12 protein-coding genes are annotated in these 15,518 nt (G+C 40.1%); all 12 read left to right on the top strand.

Annotated elements, in window-relative coordinates:
- The first annotated feature begins 103 nt into the window (after positions 1 to 103).
- The 12 genes from wbaP to EX31_RS02885 all read left to right on the top strand — a co-directional run bounded on the left by wbaP (position 104) and on the right by EX31_RS02885 (position 15,426).
- Positions 104 to 1,534, top strand: a complete 1,431-nt coding sequence (gene wbaP, locus EX31_RS02940; RefSeq protein WP_013576880.1) for an undecaprenyl-phosphate galactose phosphotransferase WbaP — start codon at positions 104 to 106, stop codon at positions 1,532 to 1,534.
- Positions 1,535 to 1,631: 97 nt separating this feature from the next.
- Positions 1,632 to 2,765: a polysaccharide export protein gene (locus EX31_RS02935; RefSeq protein WP_037033322.1), complete on the top strand. Its 1,134-nt coding sequence runs from the start codon at positions 1,632 to 1,634 to the stop codon at positions 2,763 to 2,765.
- A gap of 2 nt (positions 2,766 to 2,767) precedes the next feature.
- Positions 2,768 to 3,202, top strand: coding sequence for an arsenate reductase/protein-tyrosine-phosphatase family protein (locus EX31_RS02930; RefSeq protein ID WP_037033321.1), 435 nt, complete (start codon positions 2,768 to 2,770; stop codon positions 3,200 to 3,202).
- An 18-nt stretch (positions 3,203 to 3,220) separates the two neighbouring features.
- Positions 3,221 to 5,401 carry a polysaccharide biosynthesis tyrosine autokinase gene (locus tag EX31_RS02925; protein WP_037033320.1) on the top strand — a complete coding sequence of 727 codons (2,181 nt, stop codon included), beginning with the start codon at positions 3,221 to 3,223 and terminating at the stop codon, positions 5,399 to 5,401.
- Positions 5,402 to 5,481: 80 nt separating this feature from the next.
- Positions 5,482 to 6,639: a glycosyltransferase gene (locus EX31_RS02920; RefSeq protein WP_037033319.1), complete on the top strand. Its 1,158-nt coding sequence runs from the start codon at positions 5,482 to 5,484 to the stop codon at positions 6,637 to 6,639.
- A gap of 25 nt (positions 6,640 to 6,664) precedes the next feature.
- Positions 6,665 to 7,648: a glycosyltransferase family 4 protein gene (locus EX31_RS02915; RefSeq protein WP_037033318.1), complete on the top strand. Its 984-nt coding sequence runs from the start codon at positions 6,665 to 6,667 to the stop codon at positions 7,646 to 7,648.
- A gap of 75 nt (positions 7,649 to 7,723) precedes the next feature.
- Positions 7,724 to 8,962, top strand: a complete 1,239-nt coding sequence (locus EX31_RS02910; RefSeq protein ID WP_037033317.1) for a hypothetical protein — start codon at positions 7,724 to 7,726, stop codon at positions 8,960 to 8,962.
- Between the two features lie 17 nt (positions 8,963 to 8,979).
- Complete coding sequence (locus EX31_RS02905) at positions 8,980 to 10,671, top strand: right-handed parallel beta-helix repeat-containing protein (RefSeq protein ID WP_037033316.1); 1,692 nt, start codon at positions 8,980 to 8,982, stop codon at positions 10,669 to 10,671.
- Positions 10,672 to 10,686: 15 nt separating this feature from the next.
- The gene (locus tag EX31_RS02900; protein WP_037033315.1) at positions 10,687 to 11,925 is read left to right on the top strand and encodes a glycosyltransferase; all 1,239 of its coding nucleotides are present in this window, start codon (positions 10,687 to 10,689) and stop codon (positions 11,923 to 11,925) included.
- Between the two features lie 4 nt (positions 11,926 to 11,929).
- Positions 11,930 to 12,946, top strand: a complete 1,017-nt coding sequence (locus EX31_RS02895; protein ID WP_037033314.1) for a polysaccharide pyruvyl transferase family protein — start codon at positions 11,930 to 11,932, stop codon at positions 12,944 to 12,946.
- A gap of 18 nt (positions 12,947 to 12,964) precedes the next feature.
- The gene (locus EX31_RS02890) at positions 12,965 to 14,428 is read left to right on the top strand and encodes a lipopolysaccharide biosynthesis protein (protein WP_037033313.1); all 1,464 of its coding nucleotides are present in this window, start codon (positions 12,965 to 12,967) and stop codon (positions 14,426 to 14,428) included.
- 8 nt (positions 14,429 to 14,436) lie between these two features.
- Positions 14,437 to 15,426, top strand: a complete 990-nt coding sequence (locus EX31_RS02885; RefSeq protein WP_037033312.1) for a glycosyltransferase family 2 protein — start codon at positions 14,437 to 14,439, stop codon at positions 15,424 to 15,426.
- Positions 15,427 to 15,518: the final 92 nt, after the last annotated feature.

Below are 15,518 nucleotides of genomic sequence, written 5' to 3'. Positions count from 1 at the left end.
ATGTCAGCATGTCAGGAGACAGTTAATGAAGTCCATTATTATAAGCCTATTAACCTGATGTCCTCAGGTAATAATTATTTTTGATACTTGTTGTGAGGGAAATATGACATTTCTCACCAGAAATTTTTACTCAAGCCTGTTTCTTGCTCTTTCGGATTTCGTCAGTTTTACCCTGTCGATTTATGTCGCTAAAATATTACTGAGCTTCATGCTCAAAGAGTTTGATGACTATATTCCCGCTCAACATGTTACTGCCCTGGTTTTATTACACTGGACGCTGGCATTTTGTTGTGTTGGCTGGTTCTCCATGCGCTTGCGGCATTATTACTACCGCAAAACCTTCTGGTTTGAACTGAAAGAAATTTTACGCACGCTGGTCATTTTTGCCGTTATTGAGATCGCGGTGATGGCTTTCGCGGAGTGGAATTTTTCCCGTTATATGTGGATCCTCACCTGGCTGTTGGTGCTGATATTTGTACCTTGTGCCCGCATGATGACTAAGCGTGTATTAACGGTTCTGGGTATCTGGCAACGCGATGCCATTATTATTGGTACCGGTAAAAATGCTCACGAGGCTTACAAAGCGATTCAAAGCGAAAAGAATCTCGGGCTGAACGTCACCGGATTTATTTCCAGCGAACTGACTGACAAGCCGGGGGACAGCATTGATGGCATTCCGATCATATTCTGCGATGACCTGTGGTTATTAACCCCGTGCGACAAGAAAACCCAGTTTATTGTCGCCGTGGAAGCACACCAGAGCGATATCCGTAACTACTGGCTGCGGGTGTTTATGATCCACGGTTACCGTTATGTCTCAGTGATCCCGACCCTGCGCGGCATGCCGCTCGACAGTACGGATATGTCGTTTATTTTCAGCCATGAAGTGATGATCTTACGTGTTCATCAGAACCTGGCGAAATGGTCATCACGCTTCCTGAAACGTGCTTTCGATATTGTGGCTTCACTGGGGATTATTGCCATATTGTCTCCGCTGCTGCTGTATATCAGCTTCAAAGTGAGGAAAGATGGCGGCCCGGCAATTTATGGTCATGAGCGTATTGGTAAAGGCGGCCGTCCTTTCAAATGTCTTAAATTCCGCTCAATGGTAATCAATTCCAAGGAAGTGCTTGAGGAATTGCTGGCAAATAACCCCGAAGCACGCGCTGAGTGGGATGAGACATTTAAGCTGAAAAACGATCCACGTATTACGCGCATCGGACATTTATTGCGTAAAACCAGCATGGATGAATTGCCGCAGTTATTTAATGTATTAAAAGGAGAGATGAGCCTTGTTGGTCCGAGGCCTATTATTAACGCTGAACTGGAGCGTTACAGTGATGAGGTGGATTATTACTTGCTGAGCAAACCGGGAATGACCGGATTATGGCAGGTGAGTGGTCGCAGTGATGTGGATTACGAGACCCGCGTCTATCTTGACGCCTGGTATGTAAAAAACTGGTCGATGTGGAATGACATTGCCATCTTATTTAAAACAGTAAGTGTTGTGCTTAGAAAAGACGGTGCTTATTAACAGTTATTTAAATAATGCATCACCCTCATGTATTGGCTGCTAGTTATTAGCGTCATGGCCAACATCAATTTCTGTTGAACCACATGATATGGATTTTATGAAAAATAAAACGTTTAAGATTTCTGCATTATTCGGGGCTTTGCTACTGAGCGGATGTACGGTTATTCCAGGGCAGTCGTTAAGTACCATGGACAAAGATGTTGTTCAACCTACTGATAGCAATTATGACATTGATAAATTAGTTAACGTGTACCCGATGACGCCCGGCCTGGTGGATCAGCTGCGTCCGATCGTTGCTCAGGCACGGCCAAATCCAGAGCTGGATATGCAACTGCAAAACTACCAATACCGCATTGGTTCCGGTGATGTTCTGATGGTTACGGTGTGGGATCATCCTGAACTGACCACCCCGGCAGGTCAGTACCGCAGTGCCAGTGATACGGGTAACTGGGTGAATACCGATGGCACGATATTTTACCCATACATAGGTAAAGTCGCCGTGGCGGGGAAAACTGTCTCTCAGGTTCGTGAGGAGATCAGCAGCCGTCTGGCGACGTACATTGAAAGTCCGCAGGTGGATGTCAGCGTCGCGTCGTTCCGCTCACAAAAAGTTTATGTCAGTGGCGAGGTTGTGAAATCGAGCCAGCAGCCGATTACCAATATCCCTCTCACTGTTATTGATGCCATCAATGCCGCGGGCGGGCTGGCGCCGGACGCAGACTGGCGTAATGTCGTATTAACTCATAACGGGAAGGATCGTCGCATCTCGCTTGAAGCATTGATGCAGAAAGGGGATTTAACCCAAAATCAGTTGCTCTTTCCGGGCGATATTCTCTACGTACCACGTAATGATGACCTGAAAGTATTCGTCATGGGTGAAGTCGGGAAACAGAGCACGCTTAAAATGGATCGCAGCGGAATGACGCTGGCAGAAGCATTAGGTAATGCCGACGGCGTTTCACAGGTTATGTCGGATGCGTCGGGGATATTTGTTATCCGCCAGATTAAGGATAATAAACAGGGGAAAATCGCCAATATCTATCAGCTGAATGCTAAAGATGCCTCCGCAATGGTGATGAGTACTGAATTCCAGTTACAGCCGTACGATATTGTTTATGTTACCGCCGCACCGGTTGTCCGCTGGAACCGCGTGATATCTCAAATCGTTCCGACCATCTCCGGTGTACATAATACGATCGAAGCGGTTCGTTATATCCATAACTGGAACTAACTATGTTTGACTCCGTCCTGGTTGTATGTACCGGCAATATATGCCGTTCCCCCCTCGCTGAACGATTGTTACGGAAATTAATTCCAGAGAAGAAAATAGACTCGGCAGGTATTGCCGCTTTAGTGGACCATGAAGCAGATGCATCGGCTATCGCTGTAGCGCAGGAACATGGAGTATCTCTTGACGGGCATAAAGGAACTCAATTCAAGTCATCACTTGGTCGGAAATATGACCTGATTCTGGTAATGGAAAAGTCGCATATCGAATTTATTAGTGGCATATCACCAGAAGCAAGAGGGAAGGTTTTTCTTTTGGGATATTGGTTAGAACAGAAAGAAATTCCGGACCCTTACCGTAAGAGCCATGAGGCATTCGAATATGTGTACCAACTCATTGAGCAAGCCTGCCTTCGCTGGGTTGAAAAACTAAATGGATAACCTTCAGGAAATTATTGCATGACATCGGCATTCACAAAAAAACCTACTGTTCCTGACTCAGATGAAATTGAACTGGGCCTGATTATTGGTGAGCTCTTAGATCATAAAAAATTGATTATTAGCATCACCGGGATATTCACGATTATTGCTATTCTATATGTTCTCTTTTCAACTCCTGTTTTTCAGGCTGATGCTTTAGTACAAGTTGAACAAAAGCAAGGGAATGTTTTGCTGGAAAATCTGAGTCAGGTTCTTCCTGAGGCTCAACCGCAATCAGAACCGGAGATTGCGCTAATACAATCGCGTATGATCTTGGGAAAAACCGTTGATGATCTCAATTTACAGGCTCAGATCCAACAAAACTATTTTCCTCTCTTCGGACAAGGATGGGCCCGTCTGACAGGTGCAAAAACGGGAAGTCTTAAAGTCACAAAACTGTATATTCCCCAAATTGGGAGTGATAAACAAGAAGTGACTTTAACGGTCATCGATAAAAATAATTTCAAAGTCGAAGGAAAATCTTTCTCATTTTCCGGACAAACAGGGAAGGTATTAGAAAAACCTGAGGTCACGATACTCGTCGATGAGATAGTTGCGGAACCAGGTACCTCTTTTACAATTACTTATCAGAGCAAATTGAGCGCGATTGAGAAATTACAAAAAAATCTTCTGGTAGTTGACCAGGGTAAAGATTCAGGCATGTTAACACTGACTCTGACGGGTGAAGATCGTGCACAAATATCAGCGATTCTCAATCGTATTACTCAAAACTATCTGGCACAAAATATCGCCAGACAAGCCGCGCAAGATGCTAAAAGTCTGGAGTTCTTGCAGTCACAATTGCCTAAGGTGCGTTCAGACCTTGATGATGCAGAAGATAAACTGAATGCGTATCGCAAGAAACAAGATTCAATAGATCTCTCTTTGGAAGCGAAGTCAGTATTAGATCAGATTGTCAATGTTGATAATCAACTTAATCAGTTGACATTTAGTGAGGCCGAAATCTCACAACTCTATACAAAAGAAAATCCTAAATACAAAGCGTTGTTGGAAAAGAGAAAAGTTCTCGAGAAAAACCGTTTGAGTCTGAATCAGCAGGTTTCAGCTATGCCGTCCACCCAGCAGGAAGTCGTGCGGTTGAGCAGAAATGTTGATTCTGGCAGAGCTGTTTATATGCAGTTATTAAATCGACAGCAAGAGCTGGAAATAGCAAAATCGAGTGCAATAGGCAATGTGAGGATCATTGACCATGCAGTCACGGATCCCATCCCCGTTAAGCCAAAAAAAGCGTTAATTGTTGCAATAAGCTTTATTTTGGGTGGTTTTATCTCCGTGGGTGTGATCTTATTTAAGGCATTTTTCCACAGAGGCATTGAATCTCCTGAGCAGCTTGAAAATCTGGGTATCAGCGTTTATGCCAGTATCCCAAGCTCAGATTGGTTGTTGAAAAATTCAGTAATAAACACTGGGAAAAAAGTTAAAGGTAAGAATAAAGATAATACCAGTTTCCTGGCGGTGGATAACCCTGCGGATATTTCAATCGAGGCGTTGCGGAGTTTGAGGACAAGTCTTCATTTCGCTATGCTCGAAGCTACCAATAATATATTGATGATCTCAGGGCCAAGTCCAAGAGCGGGTAAATCTTTTGTCAGTGCTAACCTGGCTGCTGTTATGGCTCAGGCAGATAAAAAAATATTATTAATTGATGGGGATATGCGCAAAGGTATTGCTCATAAGATGCTAAAAGTTGGATATGAAATGGGGCTTTCAGATCTGATTTCATCGAGCATAAGCTTTGAAAGCGGTGTAAAGAACATCAAAAGTGCCAACTTCGATTTTATCTCCCGTGGGCAGGTAGCGCCAAATCCAGCAGAATTGTTGATGCACGCAAGATTCCAGGAATTGCTTAACTGGGCTTCGGCGAAGTATGATTTAGTCATTATTGATACCCCACCTATCCTGGCCGTTACAGATGCCGCTATCATTGGACGTCATGCCGGGACAACACTTCTCGTTGCCCGATTTGAACAAAATACAATTAAAGAAGTTGAAGTAAGTGCGAGACGATTTGAGCAAAGTGGTGTCACGATTAAAGGTTGCATCCTTAATGGGATAATCAAAAAAGCTAGCAGCTATTATGGCTATGGCTACAACCATTATGGATACGATTATTCAGATAATAAAAATCCCCGTGCATGATCTCTTATGCAAGCTGTTAAATGAAATTAATTTTTATTGAGCAATGCTTGCATTTTAATATAAGAGGTAGGTCTCGAGTAATGAAGAAAATATTAATAGCATGCAGAGCTTACTATCCTGATATTGCAGGGGGCGGCGAAATATCGACAAAAACACTCTCTGAAACTCTGGTTAAATTAGGTTTCGATGTCACGGTACTTACAATAAGTGACAGTAATAAAAAAGAAAATGTTGAGGGAGTATTAGTTCATAGAATAAAATATAAAAATGTTTATTGGTCTTTCAAGAATGCAGATGTTGGGCCGGTAAAAAAAATCGCCTGGCACCTGATTGATTCAAATAATATATTTATCGAAGGGGAATTAAAGAAAATCCTTGCTGAGGTAAAGCCAGACGTATTGATCACCAGCACCATAGAAGATATTTCATCTATAATATGGAAGGTTGCAAAAAGTAATAAGATAAGAACTGTACATATATTAAGAAGTTACTCACTACTTTGCCCTAATGCAAATATGTTTAAAGAAGATAATTGCGATTCCAGGTGTAAACTTTGTGAAACTATCACTCTACCCAAAAAACACAATTCGAAATACGTTGATGATGTTATAGGTATTAGCCATTTTGTTGTTGATGAACATCTTAAGTATGGGTATTTTTCAGCAGCTAAAAAACATGTCATATACAATATCTGCCTTGGAGCTGTTATTGACCAGCGACTTTATAATGGTTTCAAGCAGGGCACGATTAAAATAGGTTATTTGGGGCGAGTACATAAAACGAAAGGTATCGATATTATCTTCAATGCACTTTCCAGAATTAGCGCAGAACTGAAAGGTAAGATTGAGGTTCATATAGCAGGAACTGGCGATGAAAAATATATAGAAGAATTGAAAATATTGGCGAATTCCTTCGGTGTAAAATGTCATTTTTTGGGTAACAGGAATGCAAATGATTTTCTCGACAGTGTCGATTTGCTGATTGTGCCCTCGAAATGGAATGAACCTTTTGGACGTGTTTTGATTGAAAGCATGGGCAGACATGTTCCGGTGGCAGGAAAGAATGTCGGTGGGATCCCAGAGTTATTGACAGATAATAAAGATTTTTTATTTGATGATGAAGTCGGGCTTGTTCAGATAATCAATAAGTTTGTGAACGGTGAAATTGAATTCAACTTCAAATTACAAGAATTCAGAACGGAAAATATAATAAATAAATGGTCTGAGTTACTCATGTGAAGATTTATAGGTAAAAGGGGGATCGGTGAAGAAAATTACTTATGATCAGCGTTGGGAAGGAAGTCATGGCATTGGGCGTTTTTCCACAGAGATTACCAAAAGATTAAAGTTTAATAACTATTTAAATTCTAAAATAAAGCCGACCAGTATTTTTGATGTGTTAATTACGGCCCGGGCGCTTATATTTAATCAGAACATTTTTTTTACTCCGGGATTCAATGCACCCTATGTCGCAGCAAGTCGATCTATCATCACGATACACGATTTAAATCATATAGATATGCCAGGTAACTCGAGTCTGCTCAAAAGGATTTATTATAATATAATTCTCAAAAGAGGCTGTAAAAAAGCATTAGTTATCTTTACTGTCTCTGAGTTTTCTAAAAAAAGAATTATCGAATGGTCAGGTGTGGAAAAATCTAAAGTGGTCGTTGTGGGTAATGGTGTTTCCAATGATTTTTCTCCCCATGTAAAACCATATAGCCCGGGCTACAGATATCTTTTTTGTGTCAGCAACCGGAAGGCTCATAAAAATGAAGTGCGCCTGATACAGGCTTTTGCGCAGGCTAATACGGGTAGTGATACCGTGTTATTGTTATCCGGTAATACGACACCTGAATTGTCTGAACTTATCGGCCAGCTCAACCTTAACGATCGTGTGAGATTTACCGGTTTTATACGAGATGATGAACTACCTTCTTACTATCGTGGCGCGACGGGACTCATTATGCCTTCTCTTTATGAAGGGTTCGGGCTTCCGGTTATTGAGGCGATGGCTTGCGGTGTTCCAACTATTGCATCCCGTACAACCTCACTGGGGGAAATTGCAGGTGATGCAGCAATACTGGTTGACCCAACAAATGTTGCTGATATAGCGGACTCAATCAGTAAGTTATTTTTAGATATTGAATTGAGACAGCATATGATCGAGAAAGGTTTGGAACATGTGAAATTATACACATGGGATAAAACAGTTAATAAGATTAAAGATGCAATATCAGCGATTTAAGATTGGGGCACTCACAGGCTAACTGAAGAATCATTAATTATTTCCATACCATCATGATGAATACCAGAGAATATTATGATTAAGTTGGTTACTTTTTACCTTTTCACTGTATTTTATTATAATTTTTACAGGTATATTTTTAAAATAAACAATGCAAGGACATCACCAACTTATTCTGATACACCTCTTTGGCTATCAAGCGGAAAGTATATTATTATTTTTGCTACTTTTGGTTTAATGCTTTTTGTTTTGGCAATGTATAAGTACAAAGTAAAGCCCTATGGTGTTTCTGTTGCAGTGCGACAAGACAGAAAAAATGATTCAATTTATATTATTTTGTCAATGCTATTTTGCTTATATGCTATGTCTGTTACTGTTCTATCACGGGATGCCTATGCGTTTGAAGCAGTGTGCTTTTTCCCGGTCTTTATATTTATATTGATAGGCCAGTATGATCGTGAGAAACTTTTTAATAAAATATTTAATATAGTAAAAATTTCTGCCTGGATTTTCTTGTTTTATGATTTAATTCAATATTTATTGTTCTACTTTTTTAACAGATTACCTGCACTTGCCTATGCGGGGAGTGTTTCAGTACGGTTTGGTTCATTGCAAGATGATCCTAATGGTTATGCTTTTCTTTTGGCTGCACTTTATTTTGTTGGTATGTCTTACTATGGATATAAGAAAACAATATTTTATCTTTTATATGCCATTAATTTATTGTTAACCATAAGTTTTACCGGCATGGCATCAGTGATGTTGGCGATTGTTGTTGTGATGACTCTTAGCATGCCTGTTAGCTTTACTAAACTGGTAACAGCATGGTTCTCGCTTGTTTTTGGCGTAATTGGTATTATGTTATTATCTCAATTGCCTATTCTTCAGAACATCCTTTCTACTAAACAAGGTTCAATTGATCAGCATGCCAATTTATTTAGCGCGTTAAGTAATATAGGTATTCCTGATGTCCTGGGGTTGAATCCACCCGGCTGGATTGCAGAAAGCGCCTATGTTAATATTTTATTGAATTTTGGGATAATAGTTACTTTGGCTATGTATGGCATGGTCATCACTATTCTTTACCGATTTAGCCAACATTTGAAATCATATAAGAAGCACTTCAGATATATCAAAAATGATCCGACTTATATCCTGGGGCTTTGTGCTCTGACTTTCTGCTTTTCTGTGTTTATTGGTGGAATTAACCTTCCGCTAGAAGTGGTTTTCCCTGTAAATGCATTGTTCCCTTTCTTCCTGGCATTGCTATGCTTAATATCGAAACATAACTATTTTTTACAGTCAGAACGTTAAACCAGAGGCCATAACTTATGTCTGCGGGTATAAATCGAAGAGGATTGATAAAATTTGCGTTATGTTACCCAGTATTAGGAGGGCTGGGGCGAGTATTTGCCAGCCAAACTGGCAGTAGCGTCGACATAAAATGTGCCAACGTCACCGCATTACGCAATCTGAGCTCAGTCAAGGAAGGACAGATAATTTATCTGGCTGAATACTCTAATGGGTCTGGGAAAGGTGGCGGAACATTCAAAGTTGACCTCGCAGATAAGCAAAGTCCTGATGATGGAGGATATTGCTTTATTAATAGCAGTGGCGAACGAATAAAACGTATTGTAGCGGGTAACAAAATTCGTGCCAGCGATTATGGTATGGATGGAAAACCCGGAGATAATACCATGGCTTTCAAGGATTTCTTGAAATGCAAACTTGAAAAAATTATCGATGTGAGTATTTTCACGAGTGGTATGGCCAGGTTAGCTGATGATACTCGTCTGTCTGCTTCGGAAGGAGCGGTAATTTACGCGATCAGCGACGTTAATCACGATCCAGAACGAAGCCAAAATAATCAAGGGCAAACTTTAGAAGTAGGTAATAACTGCGATATTGATGGGGTTATCATTAATGGTGGTGGTTTTAGAAACAATGGTTTTCTAGTAGAAAAGAAAACTAATGTCGCGATTAAAAATTGTCGGATTTCTAATGGTAAAGGCCAGGCCATATTAGATTATATGAGTAAAGATTGTGTTTATGCACGTAATAGTATTTCAACCTCATATCATGGTATTCAGTTGTGGCTTTCGAAAAACATAAAAATAAATGAAAATCAAATATCACAGGTAAAAGGTGGTATATGGAGCGCATGCGCTCAAAATGTATATGCAGCAAAAAATCTTATCCATGATTGCTCTGATGTGGGTCTTGACTGGGAGGGGGGTAATAACTGCATTTCAGATGGTAATACCATAAAGTTCTGTACAAATGGTGAATTAGCCGTTTTTGCGACAGGACCCGAGTTGAAGAGATTTAACGTCCCAATGGGAAACCTGACTCATAAGAATAATATCGTTGTCAGGGCAGGGGATTATTTGAATCGCGCAGGCACCAAAAAAATAAATTATTTGAAAGATGTCGGTGCATGCATGATTTATGGCAATCTTGATCCTCATTTGATTGGCCCCATTATTTTTGAAAACAACAGTATTACTGCGCAAAATTCTTCAAATAAGTCGATGAGATGTTTCGCTTCCAGAGCCAGTAATAAGAGTGATGCTGTTGTTATTTTTAAAAATAACAGATTTGAATCTTTTTCAAATGATATGGGGATGCTAAACGGATTGAATAAAGTCGTTTTCACAGATAATAAATTCATCTATCACTCTGATAAATACAATGTTAATAGCACGCTATTTCAAAACTTTAATAGTTTAAGTATGACTTCAAACGAAATAAGTATACTTAGCGCTGGAAACAGGAATAGCGCAATATTCACAATAAATTCTGGGCATGGTAGTTCTGACGAAGTTGAGATGCAAAAGAATACATTTACTGGTTTTTCAGCTTATGCATTTGTAGTGACTGGACGAAATATGTCAAAGCAGCCGGTAATCAAAGATAACATTTTCAACCCTAATTTAAAAAATAGATCGTTGGTTGCTGTGAAAAATTTGCAATTAAAATCTGGTGATAAATATTTCTTGGTTATAAAAGATGGATTTTATTAAAAATAAAGAGGCGCTATGAAAGTATTGTTTTTTGTGTATAAATTCCCTGTCTTATCGGAAACATTTATACTCAATCAGATAGCCTATTTCATTAATCAGGGATGTGATGTTAGAATTGCTTCTGTTTTTCCCGGCGATTCGGGCATAGAACACAAAGTTATTAAAGAATTCGACTTGTTGAGTAAAACACAATATCTGCTAGAAAGTGAACCGCATGGAAAATTTGCCAGGGTATTTGGACGAATAAAATCCTTGGCCCCTGCGGTCTTTAATTACTCTGCCATTAAAAGTATTAATGTTAAAAAATACGGTTATTACGCAAAAACATTGCTACTACCGCAGATCCTTTCCAGAAATGAAAAAAAAATTGAATCTGACGTCATTATTTCACATTTTGGCACCACAGCTGCTCTGGCTAATCAGTTAAGGAATCTGGGTTTTCTTAGAGGGAAATTAGCCGCCGTTTTCCATGGCAATGATATTTCTCAAGCCCGTATTCTAAATTTATTTCATGAGGATTATGTAAAGCTATTTGATAGCGCAGATTTTATTTTTCCTGTGAGTCAGTTATGGGCTAATAAAATAAAATCAATGTCGGGTCATGATAATAATATTCATGTGATAAGAATGGGTATTGCTGTAAACAGATTCCCATTCAAACCCAGAACCAATCTTAATAACCCCGTTAAATTATTATCTATCGCCAGACTCACAGAAAAAAAAGGCATCTCAGTCGCTATAAATGCCTGCCTGTTATTGAAACAGCAAAACGTTGACTTTGATTACACCATTATCGGGGACGGGCCCCTGCGCAAAGAACTTGAATCTCAGGTCGCCAATCTTGGGCTGGGTGACAAAATTGCCTTTTTAGGTGCGCAGACGCAAGAAACTGTCTCTGAATATTTAAATAACTCGGATGTGTTTTTACTACCTTCCGTCACGGCGTCAGATGGCGATATGGAAGGGATCCCGGTTGCACTGATGGAAGCAATGGCAATCGGTATACCTGTGATATCGACGTTTCACAGCGGCATCCCTGAGCTTATTGAAGATCGCGTGTCTGGTTTTCTGGTCAATGAAAATGATGCTGCCAGCATTGCAGGTGTCATCTCTGAAATAATCGATAATCCCGGTGTGTTGCCGGATATTTGTCGTAATGCGAAACAAAAAATTGATAACGAATTTGATCAGGATAAATCCTATTCCAGGATGTTAAATATTCTACTCGGCCAGCCATTAAATATTAACCGGTGATAAATTGAAAATTTACTATTATAAATCTGCGCATGGAAATTTTGGGGATGATCTTAACGCATGGATTTGGGATGCACTACTTCCTGGCTTTTTTGATGACAATGAGAACGTCAGGGTATCCGGTATTGGCACCATTATTACTTCCGCTATGCCGCCTGCTAAAAAGTGGTATGTCTTCTCCAGCGGGGTGGGTTATGGCTATCCACCGGCTAACTTTGGTGACAACTCCTGGGAAACGCTGTGTGTCAGGGGGCCGCTCAGTGCTGAAATTTTGGGATTGCCGAAAGACAAGTTTATTACCGATGGCGCCGCGCTGTTAAACACGCTTGCCGAGTTTAAACCCCTCTCAGAAGCTGAACGTAAGGGGGTGATTTTTGTTCCTCATCACCATGCGCTCGTCACGGGGCAGTGGGAAAAGGTTTGTCAGCAGGCCGGGGTTGAGTTTGTGAATCCACAGTCGGATGCGAAGACTGTTATTCAAAAAATCCGAAATGCCAAACTGGTGCTGGCGGATGCCATGCATGCTGCGATTATTGCAGATGCAATGCGTGTACCTTGGGTTCCTTTGATTACTTCTTCACAGATCAATACATTCAAATGGTTAGACTGGACTCAGACAATAAATCTTCCTTACAAGCCAACTGTTCTGGGTAGCAGTTCATTGCGTGAGTGTATGCGTGATAAGGGCTTATATGTTTATGGCGAGAAATACCATTTACCTGATGCTGACGTTGAGTATGCCGTGAGTTATTTTAAAAAACAGCGTGAGCTGAAGAATAAAAAATGGTGGCCTCACTATCATGACCTGACACGTCTTGCCTTATACCGGATCCCTAATAAAGGTATTCAAATTATTGAAAAAACCGCTAAATTAAATCTTGATAACCGCTTTATCGATAATGCAGCCAATATCCTCTTAGCTGCCAGAAAACAGCCTGGTTTTTTGAGTGAGGATAATCAGTTTAATAATAATGTAGAACGTCTGCTGGCTGGTATTGATATACTTTCAAAATGCAAGTGATATGTAAAGGATGTAACCTTGAAATCTCAAGAAAACGCCCGCAGGCCCAGTATTCTTTCTGGTGCAATCTGGTCTATTCTGGATAATACTGCGTCTCAGGTCATTACGTTTGTCATATTTATTGTACTTGCTAAGATTTTAACGCCCAGTATATATGGCATGTTAAGTGTTTCTTTATTAGTGACTCAATTTTTCAAAAGCGTTCTCTTTGATAGTATTGCGACTTCAATTGTCAGGAAAAAATCACCTTCTGAAGTCGATTACAACTCTGCTCTTTTTTTGTGTTTTTCTTTATCTGTTCCCGCTTTTCTGATTGTTTTTTTCGCCGCTCCTTTTATTGAGGCGTATATGAACGTGCCGCAGTTAGCCAATGTGATCCGCGGCACTGGCGTTATTATCCTGGTGAGTGGTCTGAGTCGTACTCATGAAGCCTGGCTGTCGCATAATATGATGTTTCGCCCGTTAGCGATACGTTCTATGACGTCGATTTCTATCGGCGGTATTGTCGGGGTAGTAATGGCCTACAATGGCTTCGCCGTCGCCAGTTTAGTTGTGCAGCAAGTTGTGACGTCTTTGATTTCACTGGTAGCTCTGTGGGTGGCGACACCCTGGAAGCCCAGAATGAAAATTTCCAGAGAATCAATGAAGGAATCATTGGGATTTTCAAAGCATGTCGCGTTGAGCAATGTCACTAACTTTGCAAATCAGAATAGCGATGTTTTCTTCATAACTTATTTCCTGGGAAGTGCAGCAGCGGGGATTTACTCTGCCGGCAAGCGTATTGTTAATACATTGAATCTGGTTCTGGCATCGGCCTTAATGCGTGTTTCACTGCCTGCATTCAGCCGTTATAAAAATGATATCAACGAGTTTGGTAAGAAGTATTTGCAGGCGACATATTTAACGGTGTTAGTCACTGCGCCTGCTTTTGTGGGGCTTGCAACATTGTCCCATGATATTACTTTTTTACTTTTAGGGCATAAGTGGATGAATTCTGTCCCTGTTATGCAAATTGTCAGTGCTGTCGGTTTTGTCACTTCTATTGGCTATTATAATCATTCAGTGATGTTTGCCAGAGATAAGCCTGAATGGCAGGCACGACTGACATTGGTTTACGCTATTACCAATGTGGTGGCTTTTTATTTCTTTGTAAGATTTGGACTTATCGCTACCGCTCTCGTCTTCTCAATCCGAACCGTGTTGCTTTACCCTATTTCAGCATGGTGTGCCCTGACTCTGTTGAATTTAACTTTCAAACAATACGTAAAAGAGTTGATTACACCCGTTATTTGTTCAGTTCTGATGTGCATGATACTCGTGGCGGTACAACAATACGCTGTCCTGAGCGAGTCCTGGTTTGGATTAATGATAAAAATAGGTATTGGTGCAGTGTGTTATTTTGCTTTGATTTTTACTTTCTCCTCAGTGAGTAAGAGAACAATGATTTTTTCTCTTGCAAGAAAAATTCTTCAGAGAGGATAAATGATCTCATGGAAAAAAACTCATCCTTAGTGAGTATCTTAATACCCGTCTATAATTCAGAAAAATTCCTCAGGAAAGCGCTTCAGTCAGTTGCAGATCAGACATATTCAAACGTGGAAATAGTTATCGTGGATGATTGTTCGAAAGACTCATCGCGAAAAATTGTCACCACTTTTTTTGAAGAATATGAACACATCCAGCACAAAGTCATCAATAATAAAATCAATCAAGGGGTCTCTTTTGGGAGAAATACTCTGGTTGATAATGCTTCAGGAGAGTTTATCTGTTTCTTAGATTCAGATGATTATCTTGAACCTGATTTTGTCAGTTACCTGATCGGAGTTCTGACGAAAAATAATACCAGTATGGGGCAGTGCCTGTATTTTTCTGAGGAACCTTCGGGAGTCTCCGTTGGCAAAACGAATGATTTTGCATCGGATACTACCTTACAGGGCAAAAATGCTGTTTTTTCCATGCTGGAGGGTAAGGTAACAGGATATTTGTGGCACAAAATCTTTAAACGCGACTTGTTTGATGGCATTCGGTTTGATACTACATTGACCGTTTTTGAAGACTATGAAGTGATTATGAAAATGTTTGTTAACGGAGCAAGTATCGCTTTCGGTAATGAGCGTAAATATCATTACATCCAGCACGCGTCGTCATTAACTAAACAATCTTACCTTAAAATATTAAACCGACTGGAATACCTTAACAGGACGAAGTCACTTGTATCGCCACTTATTATCACTGAAACCGATAAAGAAAAATGGGCTAAACATAGTTATCTGGTCATTTTAATGGTGTTTATAAACGCCGTCAGATATGGGGCGCCGTTAAAGGATGTTATTGGCATCAGGCGCACTATTGATCTCTCGTATGTTGCGAAATTATCTAAATCGGTCAGTTTAAAGAAACTCTCCGCCATTTCATTAATTAAAGTTTCCCCCTATTTGTTTTATTTTATGCTTAAGACTGCTTTTAAAATAAAAGCATAGTGTTTTTCATATCCCTTTGTACCCTGCTGAATTATTAGTAAGTTATTCCTCTGCACACTGAGTGGTTGTATTCGGTGGTTTAATCTTATTTA

The organism is Rahnella sp. WP5, assembly GCF_000745615.1.
GTDB lineage: Bacteria > Pseudomonadota > Gammaproteobacteria > Enterobacterales > Enterobacteriaceae > Rahnella > Rahnella aceris.
Note: the sequence above shows the minus strand (reverse complement) of the source record. Positions and strands in the feature narration are given on the sequence as shown.

Coding starts and splice junctions, on each gene's coding strand:
- wbaP (WP_013576880.1), top strand. CDS start 104: ATGACATTTCTCACCAGAAATTTTTACTCAAGCCTGTTTCTTGCTCTT.
- EX31_RS02935 (WP_037033322.1), top strand. CDS start 1,632: ATGAAAAATAAAACGTTTAAGATTTCTGCATTATTCGGGGCTTTGCTA.
- EX31_RS02930 (WP_037033321.1), top strand. CDS start 2,768: ATGTTTGACTCCGTCCTGGTTGTATGTACCGGCAATATATGCCGTTCC.
- EX31_RS02925 (WP_037033320.1), top strand. CDS start 3,221: ATGACATCGGCATTCACAAAAAAACCTACTGTTCCTGACTCAGATGAA.
- EX31_RS02920 (WP_037033319.1), top strand. CDS start 5,482: ATGAAGAAAATATTAATAGCATGCAGAGCTTACTATCCTGATATTGCA.
- EX31_RS02910 (WP_037033317.1), top strand. CDS start 7,724: ATGATTAAGTTGGTTACTTTTTACCTTTTCACTGTATTTTATTATAAT.
- EX31_RS02905 (WP_037033316.1), top strand. CDS start 8,980: ATGTCTGCGGGTATAAATCGAAGAGGATTGATAAAATTTGCGTTATGT.
- EX31_RS02900 (WP_037033315.1), top strand. CDS start 10,687: ATGAAAGTATTGTTTTTTGTGTATAAATTCCCTGTCTTATCGGAAACA.
- EX31_RS02885 (WP_037033312.1), top strand. CDS start 14,437: ATGGAAAAAAACTCATCCTTAGTGAGTATCTTAATACCCGTCTATAAT.